Source organism: Streptomyces sp. NPDC101490, from assembly GCF_044767145.1.
GTDB lineage: Bacteria > Actinomycetota > Actinomycetes > Streptomycetales > Streptomycetaceae > Streptomyces.
This window is the reverse complement of record NZ_JBIWNI010000008.1, coordinates 201,005-224,344: the sequence shown is the minus strand read 5'-3', so window position 1 is coordinate 224,344 and position 23,340 is coordinate 201,005. Positions and strand designations below refer to the sequence as shown.

Genomic DNA, 23,340 nt, shown 5'->3' with positions numbered 1-23,340 from the left:
TCGCCCGCCACACCCGACGTCTTGATCATCCTTTCCTCCTCTCATCCGATGTGATGCAGCGGTCGGCGCCGTCCGCCGGCCTCGCCGTCCGGGAGGAGAAGGTGTCCGACGTGCCGTCACACAGATACGTACGGGGCTGGGGCGCGGTGTCGCTCGTGGCCGGAGCGGTACTCCTCGGGACGGCCGCGCAGTTCCCTGACCGGCCCGGGACACCGGACCCGGCGGCCCCGCGCCCGGCCGCCGTCGTCTCCCTCGACGGCTGCGTCGTCGCGGGCGGATGGTGCTCCGCGCCCCGGCACACCGTCGTCCTCGGCGGCACCACGGTGCTCACCGGGCGCCCGTTCACCGTCGACCGCCGGGTGGACGGCCCCGTCGAACTCGTCCTGCGCAGCCCCGGAACGCTCGCCGACGTCACCGTCACGGACCGGCGGGGCCGCCGGATCGCGGGCTCCCCGAGCCCGGACGGCAGCCGGTGGACCAGCGCCGCGCCACTGCCCGCCGGAAACCGCTTCGCCGCCCGGCTCGTCGTCGAGGGAAGCGGCGCCGAAGGACCCCGGCGGCAGGTCGCCCGTCTGGACTTCCGTACCGTCGCACCCCCCGGGGGCGAGCGGCTCACCGCCTCCTTCGGACCGGACGGCGGCGGTACGTACGGGGTCGGGCAGCCGGTCACCGCCGAACTCAGCCACCCCGTCCCCGAGGACGACGGCGAGGCCCGCAGGACCGTCGAGCGCGCCCTCGTCGTCGCGACGGAGCCCCGGGTCGAGGGCTCCTGGTACTGGGTCGGCCCCCGCACCCTGCACTACCGGCCCCGCCACTACTGGCCCGCGCGCACCACCGTGAGGGTCCGTGGCGGTCTCGAAGGGGTCAGGATCGCCGACGGGCTGCACGGCGGCCGGTCGCGTGCCCTCACCTTCACCACCGGGGACCGGATCGAGGCCGTCACCGATGTCGCCGCCCATGAGATGACCGTGCTCCGCGACGGACGGGTGCTCCGTACACTGCCGGTCACCACCGGGAAGGCCGGATACCGCACCCGGGGCGGCACCAAGGTCGTCCTCGGCAAGGAACCCCTGGTCCGGATGCGCGGCGACTCCATCGGCATCGCGCGCGGCAGCCGGGACTCCTACGACCTGAAGGTGCGCTGGGCCACCCGGGTGACCTGGAGCGGCGAATACCTGCACGCGGCACCCTGGTCGCTCGACGCGCAGGGCACCGAGGACGTCAGCCACGGCTGCACGGGGATGAGCACCCGGGACGCCGCCTGGCTGTACGACACCGTCCGCGAGGGAGACCTGGTACGCGTCGTCAACGGGTACGGGGCCCCGATGACCCCCTTCGGCAACGGCTTCGGCGACTGGAACCTCGGCTGGTCCGCGTGGCTGCGGGGCAGCGCCCTCGGCCCGGACGCCCCCGAGCGGGCCTCCGCCGCACCCCGTACGGGCGGCGCGGTGGTTCTCCGGCCCGCACTCTGACCCGGCGCGACCAGGCACCGGTCACCGGGCCCAAGCCGGCCTCGCCGCGCACGCCGCGCCAGCCGAGCGGCCCGGTCGCGGAGGTCCTCCGCGCGGACCGTCACGGTCCGGGGCGTGCTCGGAGTTCCCTCTCAGAGTTCCGCCGTCGGCCCCCGCGTTCCCTGCGGGGCGTCCGGCGACGACTCCGGTGAGGGGGCCGACGGCGGGACCGTGGCCGGGACCGGTTCGCCGAGGCTGACACGGGGACGGCGCTGGAGGCCCGCACCCACCAGGACGCCCAGGGCGATGGCCGCCACCGTGATCACGGTGGTCACCAGACTGTCCAGACCGCCGCCCGTGTCACCCTCCACGACGATCTCCGACACGCTCGTGAGCCCGACCGCCCCCGGCACGAGCAGCCAGAAGCACGGCAGGAAGACCACCTGGTCCGGGGTGTGCGAGCGGCGCGAGATCCAGCGGGCCATCGGCGGCAGCAGCATCCCGGCGGCGAACGCGCCGAAGGCCGCCCCGGCGAACCCGGCGGCGGCCGACTGCACGAACCGCTCCACCAGCAGGGCGCCGAGCAGCCAGAACGTCACCCGGGGCGGTGCGGAGAAGTACAGCAGGAAGCCGAAGCCGAGCAGCAGCACCCCCACCCACGGCGCCCATTCGCCCAGCGGCTGCGCCATGGCACCGGACGAGGGGTGCGGGCGCAGGAGTTCGGTGCCGACCAGGATGCCGAGCGCCAGCAGGAACAGCACTCCGGCGGCGCCCGCCAGCCGGGCCATACCGGAGAGGGCCGCCCCGGTGGCGAGTTCGATGGCGCCGAGCGTCAGCGCGGCACCCGGCAGGAAGGCGATCAGCGGCGGCACGTACAGCACGGTGGGCGCCTCGTGCAGCAGCGGACCGGCCCAGCGCAGCGACACCGCCGTGACGAGGATCGCCGCGACCACCGGCAGCGCCGTACGGGCCGCGGGGAGCCGGTCGCCGAACAGCCGGAGCAGACCGACGCCCGCGCCGAGCACCGCGTATCCGGCGACCGCCGGGACGGTCGCGTGCCGCATCGAACCCAGGCCCACGGTCAGCAGCACATAGCCGAGGACCGTCGCCGCCGGGCTGAACCGTTCCGGACGCTCCCGCAGTTCCCGAAGTCCCCGCGACACCTCGGCGAACGGCAGCGCCTCGGCGCGCATCCGCGCCACCAGCGACTGCAGCGCCTCCACCTGGTCCAGCCTCAGATCGGGGCCCTCCACCGGCGCGAAGTCCAGTTCGCCGCCCCGGCCGTCGGGCCCGCCGCCGACCCGGACGAACAGACCGGTGGGAACCACGAAGGACCGCACCCGCATCCCGTACCGCGCCGCCACATCGGCCAGCAGCCGTTCCACCTCGGAGGTCTGCTCCCCGGCCCGCAGCAGTTCGGCGCCCAGCTCGCACAGGACCGCGGCCAGATCCCGCAGCCGCTCCCGTCCCGCGTCCTCCGCCTCCGGCACGGTGACGGTGTTGCCGCCGCGCCGCAGGAGCCGCAGGGTGGCGGCCCTGCGGGCGAGGCCACGCACATCGAAACGGGGCAAAGAGCGCATTGTGGAAAATTAGCAGTGCGGAGGACCCCGCACCCGGCGGCGCCGCAGCGGCGCGCACCCGTACCCGCCCGTCGTACCCGCCCGTCGTGGCCGCCCTCAGACCCGTCCGCCGCCCGTGGTGTCGGAGGAGAGCCGCTGCGCCGCGTAGATCGGCAGCACCGAGAGGACGATCAGGACCGCCGCCACCACGTTGACCACCGGGGCCTGCTGGGGGCGGGTCATGTTGTCGAAGATCCAGACCGGCAGCGTCTGGAGCCCGGGACCGGCCGTGAAGGTCGTCACCACGATCTCGTCGAAGGACAGCGCGAAGGACAGCAGCGCGCCCGCGAGCAGCGCCGACCGGAGCTGCGGGAACGTGATGTCCCAGAAGGCCCGGAAGGTGTGCGCGCCCAGGTCCGCCGCCGCCTCCTCGTGCGAGCCGGGCAGTCTGCGCAGCCGGGCGGCCACGTTGTTGAAGACCACGACGACGCAGAAGGTCGCGTGGCCCACGACGACGGTGAACATCCCCAGCCCCACACCGAGCGGTTCGAGGACCGTGCCGAAGGCCGAGTTGAGCGCGATGCCGGTGACGATGCCGGGCAGCGCGATCGGCAGCACCACCGCGAAGGAGACCGCCTCGCGGCCGAAGAACGCGTACCGCTGGACCGCGAAGGCGACGAGCGTGCCGAGCACCAGCGCCACCGCCGTCGCCGCGAGCCCGGCCCGCACCGAGGTCCACAGCGCGGCCCGCGCGCCCTCGTTCTCCCAGGCGGCGGCCCACCAGTCGAGCGTGAACCCGGACGGCGGCCAGCCCGCCGCCCGGTCGGGGTCGAACGAGCCGAGCAGCACGAGGAGCAGCGGCAGGTAGATCCCCGCGAGGACGAGCCCGGCGGCGGTGCGCAGCGCGATCCGCGCGGGACGGGAGAGATGCATCGGTCGGGTTCCTTCCGGCCGGTCACAGGCTGCGCAGCGCGCCGGAACGGCGCACCGCGAGCAGGTACACGACGATGACGGCGACCGGCACGGTGCCCAGCGCGGCCGCGAAGGGCAGGTTCAGGGTGACGTGGGAGGAGATGACGTTGCCGATCAGCTGGGTCTTGCCGCCGACGATCTGCACGGTGATGTAGTCGCCGAGGCTCAGCGAGAAGGTGAAGACGGACCCGGCCGCGAGCGCGGGCCGCACCAGTGGCAGGACGACCGACAGGAACGTCCTGCCGGTCCGCGCCCCCAGATCGGCGGAGGCGTCCAGCAGGTTCGCCGGGAGCTGGACGAGCGCCGTGTGGAGCGGGAGCACCATGTACGGCAGCCACAGGTACGTCAGGACGAGCACGGTCGCCGTCAGGCCGTACCCGGGCCCGGACAGGCCGAAGGGGCGCAGTACCGAGTCCAGCGGACCGCCCTCGGAGAGGATCAGCCGCCATGCGTACACCTTCACCAGATAGCCCGCCCAGAGCGGGGTGAGCAGCGCGACCACGAGCAGGGGGCGGCGGCGCGGGTGTGCCACGCGGGCGGTGTAGAACGCGAGCGGAAAGGCGAGGACGGCGCAGAGGGCGGTGACGCCGAGGGCGACGCCGACGGTCCGCAGCGCGACCGTGCGGTGGACGGGGGAGGTGACGAGTTCCTCGAAGTTCCGCGTGGTCCAGCTCCGTACGACCTCGGAGGTGAAGCTGTCGGTCGTCCAGAAGGCGGACAGGAAGAGGGCGGCGAGCGAGCCGAGGTAGGCGAGGACCAGCCAGAGCAGCGGGGCGGTGAGCAGGGCCGCGAGCCGCAGCCGGGGCCGCCGGTGCAGAACGCCCGCGAGTCGTCGCACGGCACCGGGCCCCCGGGCCGCGCGGACGGCTCCGGGGGTTCCGGCGGAGGGCTCGGGGGAGAGCCCCGGGGGGAGCGGGGTGAACGAGGTCACGGCACGGTCAGCCCTTGATCTCGGTCCAGGCCCGCACCCACTCGGCGTACGGGACGCATCGGGTGTCCGTCCGGCCGTCGAGGCACTGCTCGATCGGGGTGGTCCAGAAGTGGACCTGCTTCCAGTACGACTCGTCGGAGGCGTGGAAGACGGTGCAGTGGTTCTTGTCGGCGGTCTCGGCGCAGGACTTGGCGTTGGCGGGGGCCTCTCCGAAGTACTCGGCGACCTGGGCGTTGGCCTTCGGCGAGACGATCCAGTCGAGCCACTTGTAGGCGCACGTGGGGTGCTTGGCCTTCGCGGAGACCATCCAGGTGTCGGACCAGCCGGTGGAGCCCTCCTTCGGCAGGACGGCCTCGACCTTGGCGCCCTCGGCCCGGGTGAGGTTGGCGATCACCTGCCAGCTGGTGCCGACGACGGAGTCGCCGCTCTTGAAGGCGGAGACCTCCTTGAGGTAGTCGCTCCAGTACTCGCCGATGTGCTTGTTCTGCTCCTTGAGCAGGGCCACGGAGGCGTCGAACTGCTTCCGGTCGAGGGCGTAGGGGTTCTCGATGCCCAGCTCCGGCCGGGTCGACTTCAGGTAGAGGGCGGCGTCGGCCAGGTAGATGGGCGAGTCGTAGGCGGTGACCTTGCCGCTGTGCGCGGAGGCCCGGTCGAAGACGGCGGACCAGGAGTCGGGGGCGGGCTTCACCTTCTCGGTGTCGTACATGAGGAGGTTGGCACCCCGGCCGTGCGGGATGCCGTAGGGGACGTCCTCGACCGAGTTCCACTCCTTGTTCTTGAGCCCGGCGAAGACATCGGCGTAGTTCGGCACGAGCGAGGTGTTCACGGGGGCCGCGTCACCGGAGGCGATGAGCCGCAGGGAGGCGTCGCCGGAGGCGGAGACGGCGTCGTACGCGCCGGTCTTCATCAGCGCGACCATCTCGTCGGAGGTGGCCGCCGTCCGGGAGTTGACCTGGCAGCCGGTCCGCTTCTCGAAGGGGGTGACCCAGTCGGCCTCCGGGTTGTTGGAGCCGTCCTCGACGTAGCCGGGCCAGGCGATCAGATCGACCTGGCCCTCGGGCGCGCCGAGCGACGTGGGTGCCTTCAGGTCGGGCGGGTTGAGGCCGCCGGACCTGGTGGCGCCTGCCGGTTCGGACGAGCCGCAGGCCGTGAGGAGGAGCAGCCCGGAGACGGCGGCTGCGGCGAGCAGGGAACGGTGCGGGCGCACGTGGTTCTCCCTTGAGTGAGGGGACGGGAGCGAGTGGGGGAGAGGGGCGGCGGAGGGGTGGGAGCGGACCCGCCCGGGAGTCGGGGAGGGCGGGCCGTTTCGGACCGGGGTGGTCGGGCTGGCCGCGCGGGGAGCGGAGCGGGCCCGTCCTAGACGTTGTCCGGTACGCGCACGGCGTGGCGGGGGTGCCAGCCGAGGCCCACCCGGGCGCCCCGGTAGGCGGTGAGGTCGGCCGGGGAGGTCTCCACGTTCTGCTGGAGCGCGGTGAGCCGTCCGCCGCCGTCGATGTCCACCAGGAAGCGGGTGGTGGCACCGAGGTAGGCGACCTCGGCGACGGTGCCGGTGGCGGTGAGCAGTCCGGATCCCGCGGGCTGCTCGGGGCCCCTGAGCACGCGGATCTTCTCCGGCCGGATGCTGTACGTCCCCGAGGCCCCGAGGAGGCGCCGGGCGATGTCGCCGACCAGCAGGTTGGAGGTGCCGACGAACCCGGCGACGAAGGGGGTGCGGGGGCGTTCGTAGATCTCGGCGGGCCCGGCGACCTGTTCGACACGGCCCTGGTGGAGGACGGCGACGCGGTCGCTGAGGGCCAGCGCCTCCTCCTGGTCGTGGGTGACGAAGACGAAGGTGATGCCGACCTCGCGCTGGATCTCCTTCAGTTCGAGCTGCATCCGCTCGCGGAGCTTGAGGTCGAGCGCGCCCAGCGGTTCGTCGAGGAGCAGCACCCGGGGCCGGGCGACGAGCGCGCGGGCGAGGGCGACGCGCTGGCGCTGACCGCCGGAGAGCTCGGCCGGTCTGCGGCGTCCGAGCCCGTCGAGCCCGACGCGGGCGAGTGAGGCGCGGGCCCGCACCAGACGTTCGGCACGGGCCACCCCGCGCACCTTGAGGCCGTAGGCGACGTTCTGCTCGACCGTCATGTGCGGGAAGAGGGCGTAGTCCTGGAAGACGGTGTGCACGTCCCGCTCGAAGGGGGCGAGCCGGGTGACATCACGTCCGGCCAGCTCGACCGTGCCCGAGGTGGGCGTCTCGAACCCGGCGATCAGCCGCAGCACGGTCGTCTTCCCCGAGCCGGAGGGGCCGAGCATCGAGAAGAACTCGCCGTCGGCGATCTCCAGCTCCACCCCCGCCACGGCCTCCACCCGGCCGTAGGTCTTGCGCAGTCCCGTCAGCCGGATCGCCGGTCCGTCCATGGGAAGAGCCTTTCTGATGCGGTGGAGCGTCGATCGGGCGTGAGCGCAAAGATATGAAACCATAGTTCATAGCTCAAGGCCCCTTTAAGGTGAAACCTGAGTCAACGCTTGACGCGCGAGGTGGTGAACGGTGAGACCAGACGGCAGGCCGGACGAGGGCGGGGCACCCGGGGCGGGCACCGCCCGCAGGGCCGTCTTCACACCCGTCGACACCCGGGCGCGGGTGGACACCGTCGCCCGCCGCATCGGCGACGCCATCGAACTCGGACTCCTCGCCGACGGGGAGCAGCTCCCCGGCGAGACCGAACTCGCCGGACAGCTCGGCGTCTCCACCGTCACCCTCCGCGAAGCCCTCATGGCCCTGCGGCAGCAGGGGCTCGTCACCACCCGCAGGGGCCGGGGCGGCGGCAGCTTCGTCACCCTGCCCGACGACCCGCCGCGGGAACGGCTGCGCGCCCGCCTCGCCGACTGGTCCACCGAGGAACTGCACGACCTCGGCGACCACTGGGCCGCCGTCTCCGGCGCCGCGGCGCTCCTCGCCGCGCGCCGCACCCAGCCCGGCGACCTGCGCCCCCTCGTCCGTACGGCGCGGGAACTCGACGTCGCCGAGGACCCGGCGACCCGCAGCAGGCTCTTCGGGCGCTTCCACGTCGAACTCGCCGCCGCCGCCCAGTCCGCGCGCCTCACCCGCGAGGAGATCGCCCTCCAGACCGACCTGGGCGCACTGCTCTGCCTGGTCCTCGACGATCCGGAGCATCTGGCGAGTCTGTCGGATCGTCACCGCGACGTGATCTCGGCCGTGCAGGATGAGGCCGACGAGCGGGCCAGAACGCTCGCCGAGACATGTGTACGGGAGTCGGTGGAGCGGCTGATCGCGCTGCGCCTCGCCGGTCCCGGCCGCGCACCCGAGCCTCGTCCCGAGGAGGACATGCATGGGCAGGAGCACCGGGCTCGCGGGCCCCGAGGGGGCCACCGCTGACACTCCGCACCTGACGGCCACGGCACGGGATGGGGACCCCGAAGGCCCTGAGCGGAGCCCGGGACCCGGCGACCGTGCCGGACGCCCCGGACCCGGCGCCCGGTACGAACCGACCGCCCCGCCCGGCGACCGCGCCCGGGAACCGTCCGGCACCCCTGGAGCGACCCGCCCGGCGGACGTCCCCGACGCCCCCGACCCGTACCGCGAGGCCGTCGAGCGGGTCGGTGCCACCCTCGAAGCGGTCTTCGCCGTGGTCGCCGGGACCGGCGACGACACAGCGGCCCTCCTCTCCGACGCGGCCCGCACCGGCCGGGCGCCGCGCTCCGCAGTCCTGGCCCCCCTGCGGCCAGGACTGCGGGACCGGCTGGGCCGTCACCCGCTCGTGTCCGGTGTGGGGTTCGTCGCCGCGCCGGGACTCCTCGACGACGTGCCGGGATGGCTGGAGTGGTGGCAGCGCGGCCCCGACGGCACCGCCCGGCCGCTGCTCCTCGATCTGGACCCCGGCCACACGGCGTACTCCGACTACACCCACTGGGACTGGTACACCCTGCCCCGCGACACCGGCCGCAGGACCGTCGCCGGGCCCTACGTCGACTACCTCTGCTCCGACGAGTACGGGCTGACGCTCTCCGTGCCCGTCGTCCTCGACGGCGCCTTCGCCGGGGTGGCCGCCGCCGACGTCTATCTGCGCCACTTCGAGGCGGCCGTGCTCCCCGAGCTCCAGCGGCTCCCCGCGCCCGCCCGGCTGGTCAGCGCGCGCGGCCGGGTCGCCGCCTCCACCGACCCGGCCCACCTCGCGGGCTCCCTGACCCGGGGCCCCGACACGGCCGCCGCGCTCGCGGGCCCTCCGAGCGGACACCGCGCCGACGGACTGCGGCTGCTGCCCTGCGCCGGGACGCCCTTCGTCCTCGTCACCGCCGAGGACTGACGGCACGGGACGCCCCGCACACGACGACGGACATCGCCGCCCACCGGGCTCCGGCCGCCGCCCGCCTCACCCCACCCGTACGCGACCGCCGACGCCACCGGAGCGTCCGGTCCACGCAGAGGCACGCCGTCCCCGCCGAGGCGGACGCGAAGCTCAGCCGCGACCGCGTCACACGCTCCCCCGGCGTCCTCCACGGCTGAGGGCGCCGCCGTCCCGGCCCGTCACCCGGCGGGCCCGCCCTCGGAGCACCCGCCGCGAGCTGCGAGGATGGCGGCATGGCGGACCACGACGAGAAGGACGCGCGACTGGCCGAGGCCGTCGCGCTGCGCGCGCGGGGAGAGAAGGAGGAGGCGCGCAGGCGGCTCGTCGCCCTCGCCGCCGCACACCCGCACGACGCCGAGACCGCCTACCAGACGGCCTGGGCGCATGACGTCCTCGGCCTGGAGGCGGAGGCCGTGCCGTACTACGAACGCTCCCTCGCGGGCACCGGACTCACCCCCGAGGACCGGCGGGGCGCGCTCCTCGGCCTCGGCAGCACCTACCGCGTCCTCGGACGGTACGAGGATGCCGTCACGCTGCTGTCCGGCGCCGTCGAGGAGTTCCCCGACGACGGCGCCCTGCGGGCCTTCCTCGCGATGGCCCACTACAACACCGGCCGTAACCACGAGGCGGTCGCCCTGCTGCTCCGGCTGCTCGCCGCCACCAGCGAGGACGCGTCGGTACGGGCGTACCGCCCGGCCATCGAGCACTACGCGGCGGACCTCGACGCGCTCGGCTGAGCGCGGCCCGTCAGCCCCCGGTTCCCACGAGGCCAGGGGCCCTGGCCTCACCCCTGGCCGCCGGGGCCGCGAACGGTGACCATGGGCCCATGCTGCTGCCCCGCACCCGTACGGAGACCGAGTTCGTCGAGGTCGTCCGGCTGACCGCCCCCGGACACCTCACCCCGAAGGGCCTGTCCGGCGACACCGTCGACATCTGGGTGGAACACGAAGCACGGCGGGCCCTGGAGCTGATCGCCGCCCTGCCGCCCGGAGAACAGCACCGGTGCTTCGTCCCCGGCTGGGGCATCCGGGCCCACGGCCCCACCGACCCGCTCTTCGAGATCGCCTTCTGCTTCCGCTGCCACGGCGCCCGCCTCTGGGGACCGGACCTCCCTCCCGCGCTGCGGGGCCAGCCCTTCGACGCCGACAGCCCGGCAGCCCATGAACTCCTCCGCCGGTTCCGGGCCCGCCTGCCCCCGGAACCGGCCGCCGCTCCTCCCGGGTGACCGGATCAGTCGTTGTGGCCGGATCAGTCGTTCACCGCCGTCAGGAGCACCACCGCGTCCTCCAGGGCGGTGAGCCCGTGCCGCTCCTTGGGGATCATCCGCAGCGCACCCGCCGTCAGCTCCTCGGCCCGTCCCGCCGCCGTCAGGTCCACCCGGCCGCGCAGCACCTGGAGGCTCGCGGCGGGCGGTGCGTTGTGCTCGTCCAGGGAGGTGCCCGAGGTGAGGGCGATGACAGTCTGCCGCAGCACCCCGTCGTGCAGCACCACCCGGGCGCTGCGTCCGTGCGGCGCCGTGCGGGCGGCGCTCAGGTGCTCGTCGGCGAGGGCGGCGAGGTCCAGGATCATGTCTCTCCCTGCGGGTGCGCGGCCGGATGCCCCCAGCCTCCCGCCTGCCGCCGGTGCCGCAACTCGGGAAGGGCCCGCGCTCAGCCGTCGTCCCGGGGGAGCAGGGCCCCCGCGAGATGGTCGTACGCCACGTGCGCGTGCAGCCGCACCGCGGTCACCAGGGTGTCGTCGTCCGCGTAGAAGCCGGGGTTGTGATTGGTGACGAGCCCCCGTCCGCCCGGTTCCGGAACCGGCCGGCCCGCCGTGTCCAGCACCGTGTCCTGGACGCCGAGCATCACGTACAGGCCGCCGAACCGGCCCACGAGCTCGGACACGTCGTCGTACCCCAGCGTTCCCGACGTCTCCACCACCCGCTCCGCGCCGACCACCCGCCGGAACGTCGGGAGACCGGCCGCCACCCACGGACCGGTGTTGCGCACCGGCGGCACCGGCTGGAGGTACGCCACCTCGGCCGTCGCCCCGTACGCCGCCGCCGAGTGCTCCGCGAGCGTCGTCAGGCGCTGCCGCACCCGCTCCATGTCCGACTCCACGGCGCAGCGGACCGTGCCCCACAGCGTCACCGTCTGCCCGACGATGTTGAAGCGGCCGACGTCCTCGACGTGCCCGATCGACACCGTGACCGGATCGAACGCCGACACCTGCCGGTAGAGCTGGCCGATGCCCGTCAGGACCGCCCCGACCGCCGGCATCGGATCGACGCCCTCCCAGGGCGTGGAGCCGTGCGTCTGCCTGCCGGTGACGACGATCCGCACGAGGACCGAGGCGCCGTACTGGTTCCCGATCCGGTATCCCACGTACCCCTTCGGATGCGGGGTCACGTGCAGCCCGAACGCCATCGTCGGTACGGGATCGTCGAACGCGCCCGCCGCGACCATCGCGCGGGCCCCGCCCTCCTCGGTGACCGGAGGCCCCTCCTCGGCGGGCTGGAAGACGAACAGGACGGTGCCCGGCAGCCTTCCCCGGACCCCCGCGAGGACCGTCGCGGCGCCCAGCAGCGCCGCCGTGTGACAGTCGTGCCCGCAGGCGTGGGAGACGGGGAAGGGGCCGCCCGGGTACTCCGTGTCGACCACCTCGGAGGCGAACCCGGCCCCGCACAGGTCCCGGACCGGCAGGGCGTCGGTGTCGGCGCGCAGCGCCACGACCCGCTCGCCGGGCACGCCCCCGCGCAGCACGCCGACGACCCCGTGGCCCGCGATGCCCGTACGGACCTCGTCCAGGTCCAGGGCGCGCAGCCGGTCGGCGACGAGACGGGCGGTGTCCACCTCGCGGTTGGACAGCTCCGGGTGCCGGTGCAGATGGTGGCGCCACGCCACGACCTGTTCCGCGACGGCCGCCGCCCGTTCGTCCAGCTCGTCATGGATCGCGTCGCTGCCCAAGGGAACTCCTCCGGTCGCCGGACGTGGTCGCCGGACGCCGGGGGCGGCCGGAGCGGTGACGGGCGGCCGTCCGGGGACGGTGGCCGTGCGGGCATGGTCCCACCGGAGCGCGAACGGCGCACGCCCCGCCGGGAAGGGCGGGGCGTGCGCCGTTCGGGCGCGGGCGTTTCCTGTCCGGGTCGGCCCGGTCAGCCGGTGAAGACCTCCACCAGGGACCAGATTGCGAGACCGGCCATGCAGACGCCGCCGATCCGCTGCACCACCTTGAGCGGGACGCGCTTCGCGATGAACCGGCCCGCGACCAGGGCGAGCGCGGACACGCTCATCAGGGCGGCGAGGGAGCCGATCGCCGTCGACCAGGTGCCGTTCGTGGCGGCCAGGTTGGCGGTGGTGATCTGGGTGAGGTCACCCCACTCGCTGATGAAGACGGCCATGAAGGCGGTCGAGAAGACGGGCCAGAAACCGGTGACGGTCTTGCCGCCCTCCTCGCTCTCGTCGTCGTCGCCCCCGCCGCGCAGCAGCATGAACGCGCCGAAGCCGAACAGCAGGGCGGAGACCAGCTTCACCGACCAGCCGGGCAGCAGCCCGAGCAGGCTGCCCGCGCCCACAGCGATGGCGACATGGGCGAGGAAGGCGGTCGAGGTGCCGAACCAGACGTACAGCGGACGCATCCGCGTGCCCATGGCGAGGGACGCGAACATGGTCTTGTCGGGAAGCTCGGCGAGGAAGATCAGCCCGAAGGCGGTGAGGATCGCCAAGGGGTCGAGGTGCATACCGGGGCTCTCTGCTCGGTCCGGGCCACGGGCCCGGCACGGCGCCGAGAAGGCGACGGGAGGACCACTCGGCCCGGCATGACGGACCACGCCCACGGAAGCGCGGACGCGGTTGATGCCTGGCCGAAGGTCTCGCCCGTCCGTGTCACACGGACCCGGCCACCGGGAACCCGGAGGTTCCAGTATGTCGACGGCCGGTTCGCAGGGCTACTCCCCTTCGCTGCGCCCAGTGTAGCCGACTGGGCCGGACGGGTGAGGAGCCGGTGTCCGCCCCACCCGGGAGCCCTCCACCGGCCTCCGCCCGCCCCAGCGGCCCCGGACCGTTCAGCCGTGCCGGCCCACCCCACAGGCATCCGCCCACCCCGCAGGCCCCGGCACTCCCCGTCCCCCCGGCCCGGCAGCGGACACACCCGGCAGGGGACACGCCGAGCCGCGGACACGCCCGGACCCCGCGCCACCCGGGACCGGACGCCGCCCCTGCGTACGATCATGGAATGCCCGCAGGTCATCGGAGCCGTCCCGGTTCAGCGACGCGCACCCAGTTCAACCTCGGTCGCACGCTGCCCTTCCTGGTCCTGGCCCTGGCGTTCCTCATGGACCTGGTGACCCCCGACCAGGAGCGGTTCGACCGGCTCCTGATCGCCGCCCCCACGCTCGCCGCCGTCACCTGGAGCGTGCGCGGGACCCTCGGCATCGGCCTGCTCGCCATGGCCGCCCGGTTGCTGCTCGGCCTGATCCGGGGAGAACCGCTCGTCGCCGAGGTCCTCGCCAGTGAGGCGGTCCTTGTGGTCGTCACCCTCGCGGGCGCCTGGGTCAGCCGCGTCCGCACCCGCTACGAGCAGGACCTCGCGGAACTCAGCGCCGTCGCCGAGGTCGTCCAGCGGGTCGTGCTGCGCCCGCTGCCCGCGCACCTCGGCCGGTACGACCTCCACCTCCTCTACGTGGCCGCCGCCGCCAAGGCCCGTATCGGCGGTGACTTCTACGAGGCGGTACGGGTCCCCGGCGCCGTCCGGATCATGCTCGGCGACGTCCAGGGCAAGGGCCTGGGCGCCGTCGAGACCGCCTCCGTCCTGCTCGGTTCCTTCCGCGCCGCCGTCAGCGACGCCGTCGACCTCGCGGCCCTCGCCGACCGTCTCGAAGAGGGCCTCGCCCAGTACGGGGCCTGGGATCCGGAGTCCGACGCCGCCGAACGCTTCGCCACGGTCGTCCTCGTGGAACTCCCCGACGGCCGGGACCTCGCCCGCCTCCTCAGCTGCGGTCATCCCGCCCCCCTGGTCCAGCGCGGCACCGAGGTCGCCCAGGTGCGCTTCACCGACCCCTCGCTGCCGGTCAACCTCGCCGGGCTGTGCGTCTCGCGCCACCGGATCGAGGAAGTGCCCTTCGAGCCGGGGGACCGGATGCTCCTCTACACCGACGGCGTCAACGAGACCCGCGACCGGGCCGGGGTCTTCTACCCGCTCGAACAGCGGCTCCGGGGATGGGCCGGGGAACCGGCCGGAGAACTGCCGGGCATCCTCCACCGGGACCTCACCCACTACGGCGGCGGCGACCTCGACGACGACGTGGCCGCCCTCGTCGTGGTCTTCCCGGCCGAACCCCGCTGAGGCGGACCGCCCCCGCCCAAACCTCCCGCCGGGGGGCGGCTTCCGCCGCCGCCGCGCCGCCGGGTGTCCCGTGCGCTCTCCGCGCGCTCTGGCCGCTCCGTCCCGCATGCGTGAGGCTGGCGGCCGTCCGTGTCGCGGACGGTCACGAGTCCAGCCGAGAGGAACGGGTGCACGTGTCCCAGCAGAACCCCTTCACCACCGGCCCGGCCGAACCCTTCCCCGGCTTCCCGGGGATCACGGCCGGACTCACCGACGCCGAGGCCGCCCGGATCGCCGGACGCGGTCTGTGGGCCGCCGACGGGACCGTGGAACCCGGCGCCGTCCGCCTGGGCCAGACCCTCGCCAACGCCCTCCTCGCCGGGACGGCGGACGCCCCCGACCGCACGCCCGGGGGCGCGGCCCCGGACACGGCCCCGACCGCGCTCCTCCCCGCCGGTCTCGCCGCCGTCGTCGAGGAAGTGCGCGGCCTGGCCCTGCCCGCGTACCACCGGATCGAGGGCGCGTCGGACGACGTCCGGCTCTCCGCCCTCAGCCTGCGGCAGCTCGGCCCCGGCCCGCACCCGCTCGTCGTCCTCCCGGCCGGCTGGACCCCCTTCGGCTGGTCGCTCTTCCTCTGGACGTACCTGGTCCTGGCCCGCAAGGGCTACCACGTCCTCGCCTACACCCCGCGCGGCCTCGGCGCCCCCGGTCTGCCCTCCACCTCCGGCGGCCTCGTCGATGTCGCGGGACCCCACGACTGGGCCGACGGCTCGGCCGTCGTCGACTTCGCGGTCGACCACTTCGCCCCGAGCGTCATCGGCTTCATGGGGGAGTCCTACGGATCGGGCATCAGCCAGCTGGTCGCCGCCCACGACGACCGGGTCGCCGCCGTCGTCGCCCTCAGCACCTGGGGCAATCTCGCCACCGCCCTGTACGACCACGGGACCCGTCACGTCGCCGCCGTGAAAGCGCTCCTCGCCCTCACCGGCGGACCCGTGGAGGCCAGGTTCGGCGAGGAGAACCAGCGCGTCCTCGCCGACTTCCTCGCCGACCGCGACCTGCCGGACGTCGTCGACTGGGGCCGCCGCCGCGCCCCGGAGTCGTACCTCGGCCTCACCAACGACAACGGCACCCCGACCTTCTTCTCGAACACCTGGCACGAGAGCCTCTTCGCGGTCAACCAGCTCCTGGACACCTTCGAGGGCCTTGAGGTCCCCAAACGGCTCAACCTGTGGATCGGCGACCACGCCGCCCCGGAGGGTCCCGGGCTCATCGGCCCGCCAGGGGAGGAGGACCCGCCCCTGGCGGAGGCGTACGCCTGGCTCGACCACCACCTCAAGGGCGCGCCCAACGGCGTGGCCGCGTGGCCCCAGGTCAGCGCGCAGGTGATGTTCACGTACACGACGGAACCGGTGCCGGACCCGGTGACCGGCGAGCCGACCGGGGAGCGGCGGATCACCGCCCCGGCCCGCCGCGAGGCACACGAGCACTGGAGCGGCTTCACCCGCGCCACCGAGGTGTTCGGCCTCACCGGCGACGGCGCGGGCGGCGCCGACGGACGGCTCCTGCCCGCCGGCGGAGCCGCCCCGGGCCCCCGGGAGACCGGCTGGCGCCGCACCTTCCTCGCGGGCGTGGACACCGAGGCCACCGCCATGGACGCGATCATGAGGACCGGCCGGGCGGAATGGACCGGCAACCCCAAGACGTACGACACCCGCAAGATCGACCGCAGGCACGCCGTGGCCTGGACCACCGACCCCCTGACGCCGCTCCGGCCGGGCGACACGGCGGGCCGCCGGATCCGGGGTGCCCCACGGCTGCGCCTCACCGTCCGGTCCACCGTCTCCTCGGCGAGTCTCTACGCGCACCTCTTCGACGTCGCCGAGGACGGCACGGCCCGGATCGTCAGCCACGAGCCGCTCAACGCGTACGGTCTGGCGCCCGACCGGGACACCACCGTGACCTGGCGGCTCCAGGCGGCCGCGTACGACGTCGCCGCCGGGCACCGGCTGATGCTGGCCGTCGACAGCAAGGACCCGCTGTACGGCGACGCCACCGTCACCTGGACGCAGACCGTGGTCGGCTCCCCGGCCGCCACGCCGTCCTTCCTGGAGCTGCCGCTGGGCTGAGCCCCCGCCCGGCGGAGGGCCGGGCAGGGAGCGCGGGCTCAGGCCACCGGCGCGAGCCCCAGGTGCTCGCGGAGCGTGCCGCCCGTGTACGCGGTCCGGTACACGCCCCGTTCCTGGAGCTCCGGGACCAACAGGTCCACGATGTCGTCGAGACCGTCCGGGACCAGGTACGGCGAGATGTTGAAGCCGTCGATCGCCCCGTGCCGGACGAACCGCGCGAACTTCTCGGCGAGGCCCGCCGGGGTGCCCGCGTGCCCGCGCTGCGGCCCCAGTTCGATGACCGTCTCGCGCAGCGACCATCCGTTGGCCTCCGCCTTCGCCCGCCACTCGGCCACCACCGGACGGGGGTCCTCCAGCCAGCGGGTCCCGAAGGCGCCCGTGTACTGGCCCACCACCGGGTCCTCGGCGGGCAGCGGGCCGTCGGCGTCCCGCCCCGACAGGTCGAACCCCCACAGCCTGCTCGCGATCCCCAGGGCCACGGCGGGCGTGACCTGAGAGAGGCGCACCCAGCGCTGCTTCTCCTCGGCCTCCTTCTCGGTGGCCCCGATGACGATCTCGGTCCCGGGCAGGATGCGCAGCGCGTCCTCGGCGCGCCCCGCCGCCCGCAGCCGCCGCCGGATGTCCTCGGCGAAGGAGAGGGCGTCGTCGAAGTCCGTGCCGTGCGCGGAGAAGACGACGTCCGCGTTACGGGCGGCGAAGTCCCGGCCCTCCCCGGAATCACCCGCCTGGAAGATCACCGGATGCCCCTGGGCGCTGCGCGGCAGGGTCGGCGCGAGATCCACGTCGAACTGGGCGCCCCGCCTGCTGACGCGGCCCACCGCGTCCGGCACCGACCAGGACCGGGCGTCCGCCGAACCGGCGACGGAGTCCTCCGCCCAGCCGTCCCACACGGCGCGCGCCACCGACAGGAACTCCTCCGCCCGCCGGTAGCGGTCGGCGTGGTCGAGGAAGCCGCCGCGCCGGAAGTTCTCGCCGGTCCAGGCGTTGTGCGTGGTCACGACGTTCCATCCGGCCCGGCCGCCGGACAGCAGATCCAGCCCGGCCAGACGGCGGGCGAGGTCGCCCGGTTCGTTGAAGGTGGTGTTCGAGGTGGAGACGAGACCGATCCGGTCGGTCGCCGCGGCGAGCGCCGCCAACTGGGTGATCGAGTCGGGCCGGCCCGCCACGTCGAGTTCGTGGATGCCGCCCTCCGACTCCCGCAGCCGCAGGCCGTCCCCGAGGAAGAAGGCGTCGAACAGACCGCGCTCGGCGGTACGCGCCACCCGCAGGAAGGTCGCCGGGTCGATCTGCGAACCGCTGGCCGGATCGGACCAGATCGTCCAGTGGTTGACGCCCTGGACGAACACCCCGAGGTGGAGCCGGGCGTCCGGGCGGGGGACGTCGGTCGGGTCGGTGCGGGTCATCGGGACTCCTCCCGGACGGGCGCGGCGGCGGAGGTGGTGAAGCGGCTGGGCGGCCTGGTCAGGCCGAGGGAGGTGCGCAGGGTGGCGCCGGGCAGCGGCCGGGCCGCGACGCGCCGGACGAACAGCTCGGGCAGGACCAGCCGGGACAGCACCGCCAGGTCCTCGTCGAGGACGAGCGGCCGCAGCCGTACCCCGTCGACGTGCTCGGCCAGTTCGGCGAGCAGGGACACCAGCCCCTGGGCCGGACCGGTGTACCGCAGCCGGTCCGGACGGGCGGACCACGGGGAGTGCCGTTCCAGGTCGGCCACCCGCTCCCGGGCCGTCTCGCCGGGCGCGTCGAGGGCCACCTCGACCTCGGCGAAGACACGGGGGGTGTCCGCGGCGGAGGCCTCCCGGGCCTCCCGGGCCACCTCGGCGACGGCGGCGCCGCCGACCAGCGCCACATCGGTCAGTCCGGCCGGGACGAGACCGGACCGGGCGAGGACCACGGGCCTGCCCTGCGGCGGGCGCGGCACGATCGAAGGTCCCTTCACCGAGTACGTGTCCCCGACGAAGTCCACGGAGTGCAGCCGCGAGCGGTCCAGATAGCGGCTCGTGGCCACCGACCGGATCACCGCGTCGTCCTCCCACGAGTCCCACAGATCCCGTACGACCCTGAGCCCGTCGCGGGCCTCACGGGCGAGGGCGTCCGGGCCTTCGACCGGGGGCCGTCCCCAGGCGCGGGCGGCGCCCGGGTCCGCCTCGACCCCCACCACCCAGCCGGACCGGCCCGCCGACAGGTGGTCGAGCGAGGCGAGTTGCGAGGAGACGTGGAACGGCTCCGCGTACGTGGTCGACAGGACCGGCGCGACACCGAGGACGCTGGTCGAGGCGGCGACGAACGCGGCCCGTTCCACCGCCCCGATCCGGCCCACCGGGTCGGGTCCGGAGCCGGGCGGGAGGATCGAGTCGTCCAGGGTCACCAAGGTGAACCCGGCGTTCTCGGCGACGGCCGCGACCCGGGCGAGCCGACGCGGGGTCAGCAGGTCGCCGGGGGCGTGCGCGGCACGGCGCCACGCGGCCGGATGGGCGCCGTCGCCGTCGATCTCGACGGCCAGGCGCAGGGCGGGGCGGGGCATGGGAGGTCCTTCCGGAAGACAGCGGCGCACACCGGGACCACGGGCGCGCGGGGGCGCGCCGCCACGGGGCCGGGCGACGGGACGTCAGGGAGCGCGCGGACCCTCGCGGGGCGGGGTTCAGACGCGGGCGGAAGGACAGATGGCCGAGGAGGTCCGGCAGAGGTCGACATGGCGCCTGCACACGAGCGGCGTGCCCGCCGGGGGCACGGACCGGAGGGCACGCGGCCCCGAACCCGTTGCCCGCATGTCCACCTCCCCGCAGTTCAGACCCTGTGTCCCGGCCAGGACCGGAGGGCACCTCAGCTTAGGCGGGCGGCCTTCCCCGCTGTCAAGACCGTTCCGGACGACGGACGGCCGTCCGGAGCGGGGGAGTCGGGTGCCTGCGCGGACGGACCCGCCACGGCATGCTGCCCTGTGGGACGGCAGAGGGCCCGCACGCCGCTCTCGCCGGGGACGGCCTTCCGGCTCGAAGGGCCGGAGCCGGGGTCGGACTTCGGGCCAGGGGGAGGCATCGCGCCGGGGAAGGGCGAGGCCCGTGCGGCGGGGTCGACGCGGGCCGGAACGGGGCGGAGGGGAGGGCGGTGCGGTGGAGTCGGTCCGGGGCTGCGGTGTCGTTGTCGGAGATGGATCTCGGGGCCCTATCTCTTTGGTCAAGGTGGAGGGGTGCTCATTCGGGTGTCTGGAACGATGTGCCTGTGCATGCTGATGATCAGGTTGGCGAGGGTGTCTCTGCGGAGCTCGCGGCGTTTCTGCGTAACGCTGCCGACGGCCGTCCGGTGAAGATCGTTCCTTCGGTCTGCGGCGGGTGCGGCGGGCGCGTGTTCTTCGTGCTCGTTGACGATGTCGAGGGTGGGGCCGAGCGGGTGTGCGTTGGTTGCGGCGGCCGTGTGTTCATCGCGGATAGCGAGGAGTTCTGGGAGGACGCGGACCCTGGCGAGGCCTGCTGTCCTTGCGGGAGTGAGGAGTTCGAGACGGCAGTCGCGTTCTCTCTCGCCGACGACGGGTTGGTCCGCTGGGTGACCGTTGGGCTGCGGTGCCGCAAGGACGGCGCGGTCGGGCTCTATGCCGACTGGAAGATCGACTATGGGCCCACGGATCACCTCCTGACCATGGTCTAGGCCTGCGGAGCAACCGCCCGAACAGGCTACGGTTCGTAGAAAGTGCCGTCGCGGAGCATCACGAAGAGGACGTCGGCTCATCGTCGGGCGAGGCAGAGCAGGGCTTGGGTGTGGTGCTTGCCCTGGGCGATTTTCTTGTCGTAGTAGGCCCGTGATGACGGGTCGCCCAGGGCCGCGAACGCTGAGAGGAAGAAAGCCCTCTTCAACTGCTTGTTTCCTCTCCTGGAGGGCTGTTCGCCGCGGATCGAGTATCCCGAACTCCGGGTTGCGGGGGCGAGTCCGGCGTAGGCGGCGAGGTGGCCGGCGGTGGGGAAGGTGCTGCCGTCGCCGACCTCGATCAGGATGCGGGCTCCGGTCCTGATGCCGACTCCCGGCATCGAGATCAGGACCTTCGAAAGAGGGTGGGCCTCCAGCAGGTCTTCGATCCGTCCGGCCAGGAGTTTGCGCTGGTCAAGGACAGCGGTCAGGAATCCGGCCAGGCTTGGGACGATCAGCGCGGCCGCCTCGGTGCCCGGCACCACCACGGTCTGCTCGTCCAGCGCGGCAAAGATGTCGTAGACCAGCCGCTCGGCCATTCTCGGGGCCTTCGGCCGTAACAGCGTGACCAGGCGGCGCCGTCCGGCCTTGCGGATCTGGGTCGGTGACCCGAACCGTTCGAGCAGGGTCAGGACGGCTGGGTCTGCAACCGCGGCCCCCTCGACGGGTTCGTTCCCGGTAGCAGAGGCGGGCTCCGCGCATCGGCCCTCGGGCGGACAGGGGATGCGACCCCAGCAGGACGCGCGGGCCCGGCGACGGCCCCTACGGTGCCCGCATGACCCGACTCACCAGAGCGGCCGCCGCCGCACTCCTCGCCTGTTCCCTCGCCTTACCCGCCGGAGTGGCCACCGCGGCCGCCCCCGACACCTCTCCCGTCGCCGCCGCGCAGCGCGCACGGGCCGCCGTGCTGCCCGCGCCCACCGGCCCGCACGCCGTCGGCAGCACCGTCCTGCCGCTGGTGGACCGCTCGCGCACCGACCCGTGGGTGCCCACCGCAGACGGCCGGGAGCTCATGGTCACGCTCCACTACCCGGCCGCCCGCCCCGGCGACGGCCGCCCCGCCCCGTACGCGCCCCGCGAGTCGGCGCGGCTGCACGCCGAGCAGCTCTGGCCCGGCGTCTCCGGTGACGTCCTGGCCCGGACGCGGACCCACAGCGCGACCGACGCCAAACCCGCGCCCGGCCGCCGCCCCCTGGTCCTGCTCTCACCGGGCTTCAGCGTCTCCCGCTGGACCCTCACCCACCTCGCCGAGGACCTCGCCTCCCGCGGCTACGTCGTCGCCTCCGTGGACCACGCCTACGAGTCGTACGGCATGGGCCTGCCCGACGGCCGGACCCTCACCTGCGTCGCCTGCACGGCCCTCGACGGGGGCGGCGTGCACCCGGGTGTCGTCACCGCCACCCGCGCCGCCGACATGCGGTACGTCCTCGACCGGCTCACCGGGCCCAAGCCCGTCTGGCGGTACTCCGGCCTGATCGACAAGAGCCGGATCGGCATGGCGGGCCACTCCATCGGCGGCGCGAGCGCGGCGACCGCGATGGTGGCCGACCGTCGGATCGACGCCGGGATCAACATGGACGGAGCCTTCTGGGAGGACCTCCCGGCGGAGGGTCTGAACGGGCGCCCGTTCATGCTCCTCGGCACCCACGACACCACCCATCTGCCCGGCGGCACCGACACCACCTGGGACCGGACCTGGGCCGCCCTCGACGGCTGGAAGCGCTGGGTCACGGTGGCCGGGTCGGACCACGGCACCTTCTGCGACGCTCCCGTGCTCGCCGGCCACTTCGGTCTGCCCCAGCCCGAACTGCCCGTGGACCGGGCCGTCGCCGTCACCCGGACGTATGTCGCCGCGTTCTTCGACCAGCACCTGCGGGGACGTGACCGCCCGATCCTGGACGGACCGACCCCGGCGAACCCGGAGGTCCACTTCCAGCACCGCTGACCGCCCCGGGGCGGAACCCCTCAGCCCCGGTAGGGGGTGTTCGCCGCCGTCCAGTCGGCCAGGGCCCGCGCGCACTCGGCGACCGATTCGCGCCAGGTGCGCGCGGCACCCTCCCCGGCCTCGTCACTGACGTGCTTCACGATCCGCAGCGGCACCCCGGCGAGCGCGGCGGCCGCGGCGAGCGCGTACCCCTCCATGTCGACCAGGGGCGCCCGCTCGGCGAGCCGCGCGCGGGCGGCCTCGTCGGACACGAACGTGTCACCGGTGGCCAGGACCACGTCACCGCCGTCCGGCAGTGCCAGCGGAGCCCCGTACGTCTCGCCGGTCAGGGTGGCGAGGAGCCCACCGTCGAGGTCGTGCTGCACGACCGTGCCGACCACGTGCGTCCCGGTCCAGCCGGACCGCAGCGCCCCGGCCGTCCCGAGGTTCACGATCCCCGACGGCCGGGGACCGCGCCCGAGGACGGTCGCCAGCGCGGTCGCCGCGTTCACCTTGCCCATGCCGGTCAGCAGCACCGGCAGGTCCGTGTCCAGGAACTGCGCCTCCTCCCTGACGGCGAGGACGAGCAGCGGACGGTCGACGGTGATGTGTCCCAGGAGTTCCATGGGGGTCACGCTAGTTCGCGGGCCGGGCCGCCGTACAACCAGGTCCCGCCGGGTCTCGCACCGGGACCAGCCGTCCGATCAGCGCCCCGCCTCACGGGGTCGCGGCACGGGCGCGTCACGACCGTCTCCGCGGAGGCGGGGGCGGAGGCGGGGGCGTGGGCGGGGGCGTGGGCCACCGGGTCACCCGTGCCCCACGGTGCGGGCCGCTCGGGGGCGAGCCGACGGTCCCGGCGGTCCCGGTCCTCGATCCCTCGCATCTCCGCACCTCCGCGAGGATGCGCGCCGAGACCCACCGGGTCCGCCGGGCCCGTCAGTTCCTCGACGAGGTCCTGCGGCGCATCGACGCGCACACGGCGGAGGACGACGTGGCCGTCCTCGCGGCCCGCGCCCGCGCCCACCCGGCCTCGTGACACCGCGTCACCCCCTGGC

Annotated in this window: 22 protein-coding genes and 1 pseudogene; 10 read left to right on the top strand and 13 right to left on the bottom strand. The window is 74.2% G+C overall.

The window, feature by feature from the left end:
* Positions 1 to 110: 110 nt before the first annotated feature.
* Positions 111 to 1,472: an Ig-like domain-containing protein gene (locus ACIRQY_RS18600; protein WP_403926860.1), complete on the top strand. Its 1,362-nt coding sequence runs from the start codon at positions 111 to 113 to the stop codon at positions 1,470 to 1,472.
* Positions 1,473 to 1,603: 131 nt separating this feature from the next.
* Here the strand turns inward: ACIRQY_RS18600 and ACIRQY_RS18595 are convergent, their stop codons facing one another.
* From ACIRQY_RS18595 to ACIRQY_RS18575, 5 genes are all read right to left on the bottom strand, one after another.
* On the bottom strand, positions 1,604 to 3,022 hold the full coding sequence (locus tag ACIRQY_RS18595; protein WP_403926858.1) for a threonine/serine exporter ThrE family protein: 1,419 nt from the start codon (positions 3,020 to 3,022) through the stop codon (positions 1,604 to 1,606).
* 105 nt (positions 3,023 to 3,127) lie between these two features.
* Entirely contained in the window at positions 3,128 to 3,943 is an 816-nt protein-coding gene (locus ACIRQY_RS18590; RefSeq protein WP_351788287.1) for an ABC transporter permease, read from the bottom strand.
* A gap of 22 nt (positions 3,944 to 3,965) precedes the next feature.
* Positions 3,966 to 4,820, bottom strand: coding sequence for an ABC transporter permease (locus ACIRQY_RS18585; protein WP_403926950.1), 855 nt, complete (start codon positions 4,818 to 4,820; stop codon positions 3,966 to 3,968).
* Positions 4,821 to 4,920: 100 nt separating this feature from the next.
* A complete protein-coding gene (locus ACIRQY_RS18580; protein ID WP_403926854.1) occupies positions 4,921 to 6,120 on the bottom strand; it encodes an ABC transporter substrate-binding protein in 1,200 nt (399 codons plus the stop codon).
* A 149-nt stretch (positions 6,121 to 6,269) separates the two neighbouring features.
* A complete protein-coding gene (locus tag ACIRQY_RS18575) occupies positions 6,270 to 7,307 on the bottom strand; it encodes an ABC transporter ATP-binding protein (RefSeq protein ID WP_403926851.1) in 1,038 nt (345 codons plus the stop codon).
* 130 nt (positions 7,308 to 7,437) lie between these two features.
* Between ACIRQY_RS18575 and ACIRQY_RS18570 the strand changes: the two genes are divergently transcribed.
* From ACIRQY_RS18570 to ACIRQY_RS18555, 4 genes are all read left to right on the top strand, one after another.
* Complete coding sequence (locus ACIRQY_RS18570) at positions 7,438 to 8,286, top strand: FadR/GntR family transcriptional regulator (protein ID WP_403926848.1); 849 nt, start codon at positions 7,438 to 7,440, stop codon at positions 8,284 to 8,286.
* Positions 8,240 to 9,214, top strand: coding sequence for a cache domain-containing protein (locus tag ACIRQY_RS18565; RefSeq protein ID WP_403926845.1), 975 nt, complete (start codon positions 8,240 to 8,242; stop codon positions 9,212 to 9,214). Before ACIRQY_RS18570 ends, ACIRQY_RS18565 begins: the two co-directional genes overlap by 47 nt.
* A 275-nt stretch (positions 9,215 to 9,489) precedes the next feature.
* Positions 9,490 to 9,993 carry a tetratricopeptide repeat protein gene (locus ACIRQY_RS18560; RefSeq protein ID WP_403926842.1) on the top strand — a complete coding sequence of 168 codons (504 nt, stop codon included), beginning with the start codon at positions 9,490 to 9,492 and terminating at the stop codon, positions 9,991 to 9,993.
* Between the two features lie 89 nt (positions 9,994 to 10,082).
* The gene (locus ACIRQY_RS18555; RefSeq protein ID WP_403926839.1) at positions 10,083 to 10,481 is read left to right on the top strand and encodes a hypothetical protein; all 399 of its coding nucleotides are present in this window, start codon (positions 10,083 to 10,085) and stop codon (positions 10,479 to 10,481) included.
* Between the two features lie 23 nt (positions 10,482 to 10,504).
* Here the strand turns inward: ACIRQY_RS18555 and ACIRQY_RS18550 are convergent, their stop codons facing one another.
* From ACIRQY_RS18550 to ACIRQY_RS18540, 3 genes are all read right to left on the bottom strand, one after another.
* On the bottom strand, positions 10,505 to 10,825 hold the full coding sequence (locus ACIRQY_RS18550) for a cupin (RefSeq protein WP_403926836.1): 321 nt from the start codon (positions 10,823 to 10,825) through the stop codon (positions 10,505 to 10,507).
* 80 nt (positions 10,826 to 10,905) lie between these two features.
* Positions 10,906 to 12,201, bottom strand: coding sequence for a M20 family metallopeptidase (locus tag ACIRQY_RS18545; protein WP_403926833.1), 1,296 nt, complete (start codon positions 12,199 to 12,201; stop codon positions 10,906 to 10,908).
* A gap of 188 nt (positions 12,202 to 12,389) precedes the next feature.
* Complete coding sequence (locus ACIRQY_RS18540; RefSeq protein ID WP_403926831.1) at positions 12,390 to 12,974, bottom strand: TMEM165/GDT1 family protein; 585 nt, start codon at positions 12,972 to 12,974, stop codon at positions 12,390 to 12,392.
* Positions 12,975 to 13,468: 494 nt separating this feature from the next.
* On the opposite strand from ACIRQY_RS18540, the gene ACIRQY_RS18535 reads away from it, so the two are divergent.
* Positions 13,469 to 14,578: a PP2C family protein-serine/threonine phosphatase gene (locus ACIRQY_RS18535; RefSeq protein WP_351788260.1), complete on the top strand. Its 1,110-nt coding sequence runs from the start codon at positions 13,469 to 13,471 to the stop codon at positions 14,576 to 14,578.
* A gap of 173 nt (positions 14,579 to 14,751) precedes the next feature.
* Positions 14,752 to 16,686: an alpha/beta fold hydrolase gene (locus ACIRQY_RS18530; protein ID WP_403926828.1), complete on the top strand. Its 1,935-nt coding sequence runs from the start codon at positions 14,752 to 14,754 to the stop codon at positions 16,684 to 16,686.
* Between the two features lie 38 nt (positions 16,687 to 16,724).
* Here ACIRQY_RS18530 and ACIRQY_RS18525 read toward each other — a convergent pair whose 3' ends face one another.
* From ACIRQY_RS18525 to ACIRQY_RS18515, 3 genes are all read right to left on the bottom strand, one after another.
* The gene (locus ACIRQY_RS18525; RefSeq protein ID WP_403926825.1) at positions 16,725 to 18,089 is read right to left on the bottom strand and encodes an NtaA/DmoA family FMN-dependent monooxygenase; all 1,365 of its coding nucleotides are present in this window, start codon (positions 18,087 to 18,089) and stop codon (positions 16,725 to 16,727) included.
* On the bottom strand, positions 18,086 to 19,207 hold the full coding sequence (locus ACIRQY_RS18520; RefSeq protein ID WP_403926822.1) for an LLM class flavin-dependent oxidoreductase: 1,122 nt from the start codon (positions 19,205 to 19,207) through the stop codon (positions 18,086 to 18,088). Before ACIRQY_RS18520 ends, ACIRQY_RS18525 begins: the two co-directional genes overlap by 4 nt.
* A gap of 117 nt (positions 19,208 to 19,324) precedes the next feature.
* Positions 19,325 to 19,453 carry a putative leader peptide gene (locus ACIRQY_RS18515; RefSeq protein WP_403926819.1) on the bottom strand — a complete coding sequence of 43 codons (129 nt, stop codon included), beginning with the start codon at positions 19,451 to 19,453 and terminating at the stop codon, positions 19,325 to 19,327.
* Positions 19,454 to 19,902: 449 nt separating this feature from the next.
* Here ACIRQY_RS18515 and ACIRQY_RS18510 point away from each other — a divergent pair, with 449 nt between their 5' ends.
* Complete coding sequence (locus ACIRQY_RS18510) at positions 19,903 to 20,325, top strand: hypothetical protein (protein WP_403926816.1); 423 nt, start codon at positions 19,903 to 19,905, stop codon at positions 20,323 to 20,325.
* Between the two features lie 80 nt (positions 20,326 to 20,405).
* Here ACIRQY_RS18510 and ACIRQY_RS18505 read toward each other — a convergent pair.
* Positions 20,406 to 21,032: pseudogene (locus ACIRQY_RS18505) on the bottom strand (transposase); the annotation flags it as partial.
* 104 nt (positions 21,033 to 21,136) lie between these two features.
* Here ACIRQY_RS18505 and ACIRQY_RS18500 point away from each other — a divergent pair.
* A complete protein-coding gene (locus ACIRQY_RS18500) occupies positions 21,137 to 22,306 on the top strand; it encodes an alpha/beta hydrolase family protein (protein ID WP_403926813.1) in 1,170 nt (389 codons plus the stop codon).
* A 20-nt stretch (positions 22,307 to 22,326) separates the two neighbouring features.
* Here the strand turns inward: ACIRQY_RS18500 and ACIRQY_RS18495 are convergent, their stop codons facing one another.
* Positions 22,327 to 22,911 (bottom strand): nucleosidase, encoded by a 585-nt coding sequence (locus ACIRQY_RS18495; RefSeq protein WP_351788244.1) that lies wholly within the window; start codon positions 22,909 to 22,911, stop codon positions 22,327 to 22,329.
* A 275-nt stretch (positions 22,912 to 23,186) separates the two neighbouring features.
* On the opposite strand from ACIRQY_RS18495, the gene ACIRQY_RS18490 reads away from it, so the two are divergent.
* Positions 23,187 to 23,321, top strand: a complete 135-nt coding sequence (locus ACIRQY_RS18490) for a hypothetical protein (protein ID WP_403926810.1) — start codon at positions 23,187 to 23,189, stop codon at positions 23,319 to 23,321.
* The last annotated feature ends 19 nt before the right edge of the window (positions 23,322 to 23,340 follow it).

Excerpts from the sequence above, each read along its gene's own strand:
- ACIRQY_RS18560 (WP_403926842.1), top strand. The coding sequence starts at position 9,490 with ATGGCGGACCACGACGAGAAGGACGCGCGACTGGCCGAGGCCGTCGCG.
- ACIRQY_RS18550 (WP_403926836.1), bottom strand. The coding sequence starts at position 10,825 with ATGATCCTGGACCTCGCCGCCCTCGCCGACGAGCACCTGAGCGCCGCC.
- ACIRQY_RS18590 (WP_351788287.1), bottom strand. The coding sequence starts at position 3,943 with ATGCATCTCTCCCGTCCCGCGCGGATCGCGCTGCGCACCGCCGCCGGG.
- ACIRQY_RS18525 (WP_403926825.1), bottom strand. The coding sequence starts at position 18,089 with ATGACCCGCACCGACCCGACCGACGTCCCCCGCCCGGACGCCCGGCTC.
- ACIRQY_RS18495 (WP_351788244.1), bottom strand. The coding sequence starts at position 22,911 with ATGGAACTCCTGGGACACATCACCGTCGACCGTCCGCTGCTCGTCCTC.
- ACIRQY_RS18520 (WP_403926822.1), bottom strand. The coding sequence starts at position 19,207 with ATGCCCCGCCCCGCCCTGCGCCTGGCCGTCGAGATCGACGGCGACGGC.
- ACIRQY_RS18555 (WP_403926839.1), top strand. The coding sequence starts at position 10,083 with ATGCTGCTGCCCCGCACCCGTACGGAGACCGAGTTCGTCGAGGTCGTC.
- ACIRQY_RS18575 (WP_403926851.1), bottom strand. The coding sequence starts at position 7,307 with ATGGACGGACCGGCGATCCGGCTGACGGGACTGCGCAAGACCTACGGC.
- ACIRQY_RS18565 (WP_403926845.1), top strand. The coding sequence starts at position 8,240 with ATGGGCAGGAGCACCGGGCTCGCGGGCCCCGAGGGGGCCACCGCTGAC.
- ACIRQY_RS18515 (WP_403926819.1), bottom strand. The coding sequence starts at position 19,453 with ATGCGGGCAACGGGTTCGGGGCCGCGTGCCCTCCGGTCCGTGCCCCCG.
- ACIRQY_RS18490 (WP_403926810.1), top strand. The coding sequence starts at position 23,187 with ATGCGCGCCGAGACCCACCGGGTCCGCCGGGCCCGTCAGTTCCTCGAC.
- ACIRQY_RS18535 (WP_351788260.1), top strand. The coding sequence starts at position 13,469 with ATGCCCGCAGGTCATCGGAGCCGTCCCGGTTCAGCGACGCGCACCCAG.
- ACIRQY_RS18500 (WP_403926813.1), top strand. The coding sequence starts at position 21,137 with ATGACCCGACTCACCAGAGCGGCCGCCGCCGCACTCCTCGCCTGTTCC.
- ACIRQY_RS18540 (WP_403926831.1), bottom strand. The coding sequence starts at position 12,974 with ATGCACCTCGACCCCTTGGCGATCCTCACCGCCTTCGGGCTGATCTTC.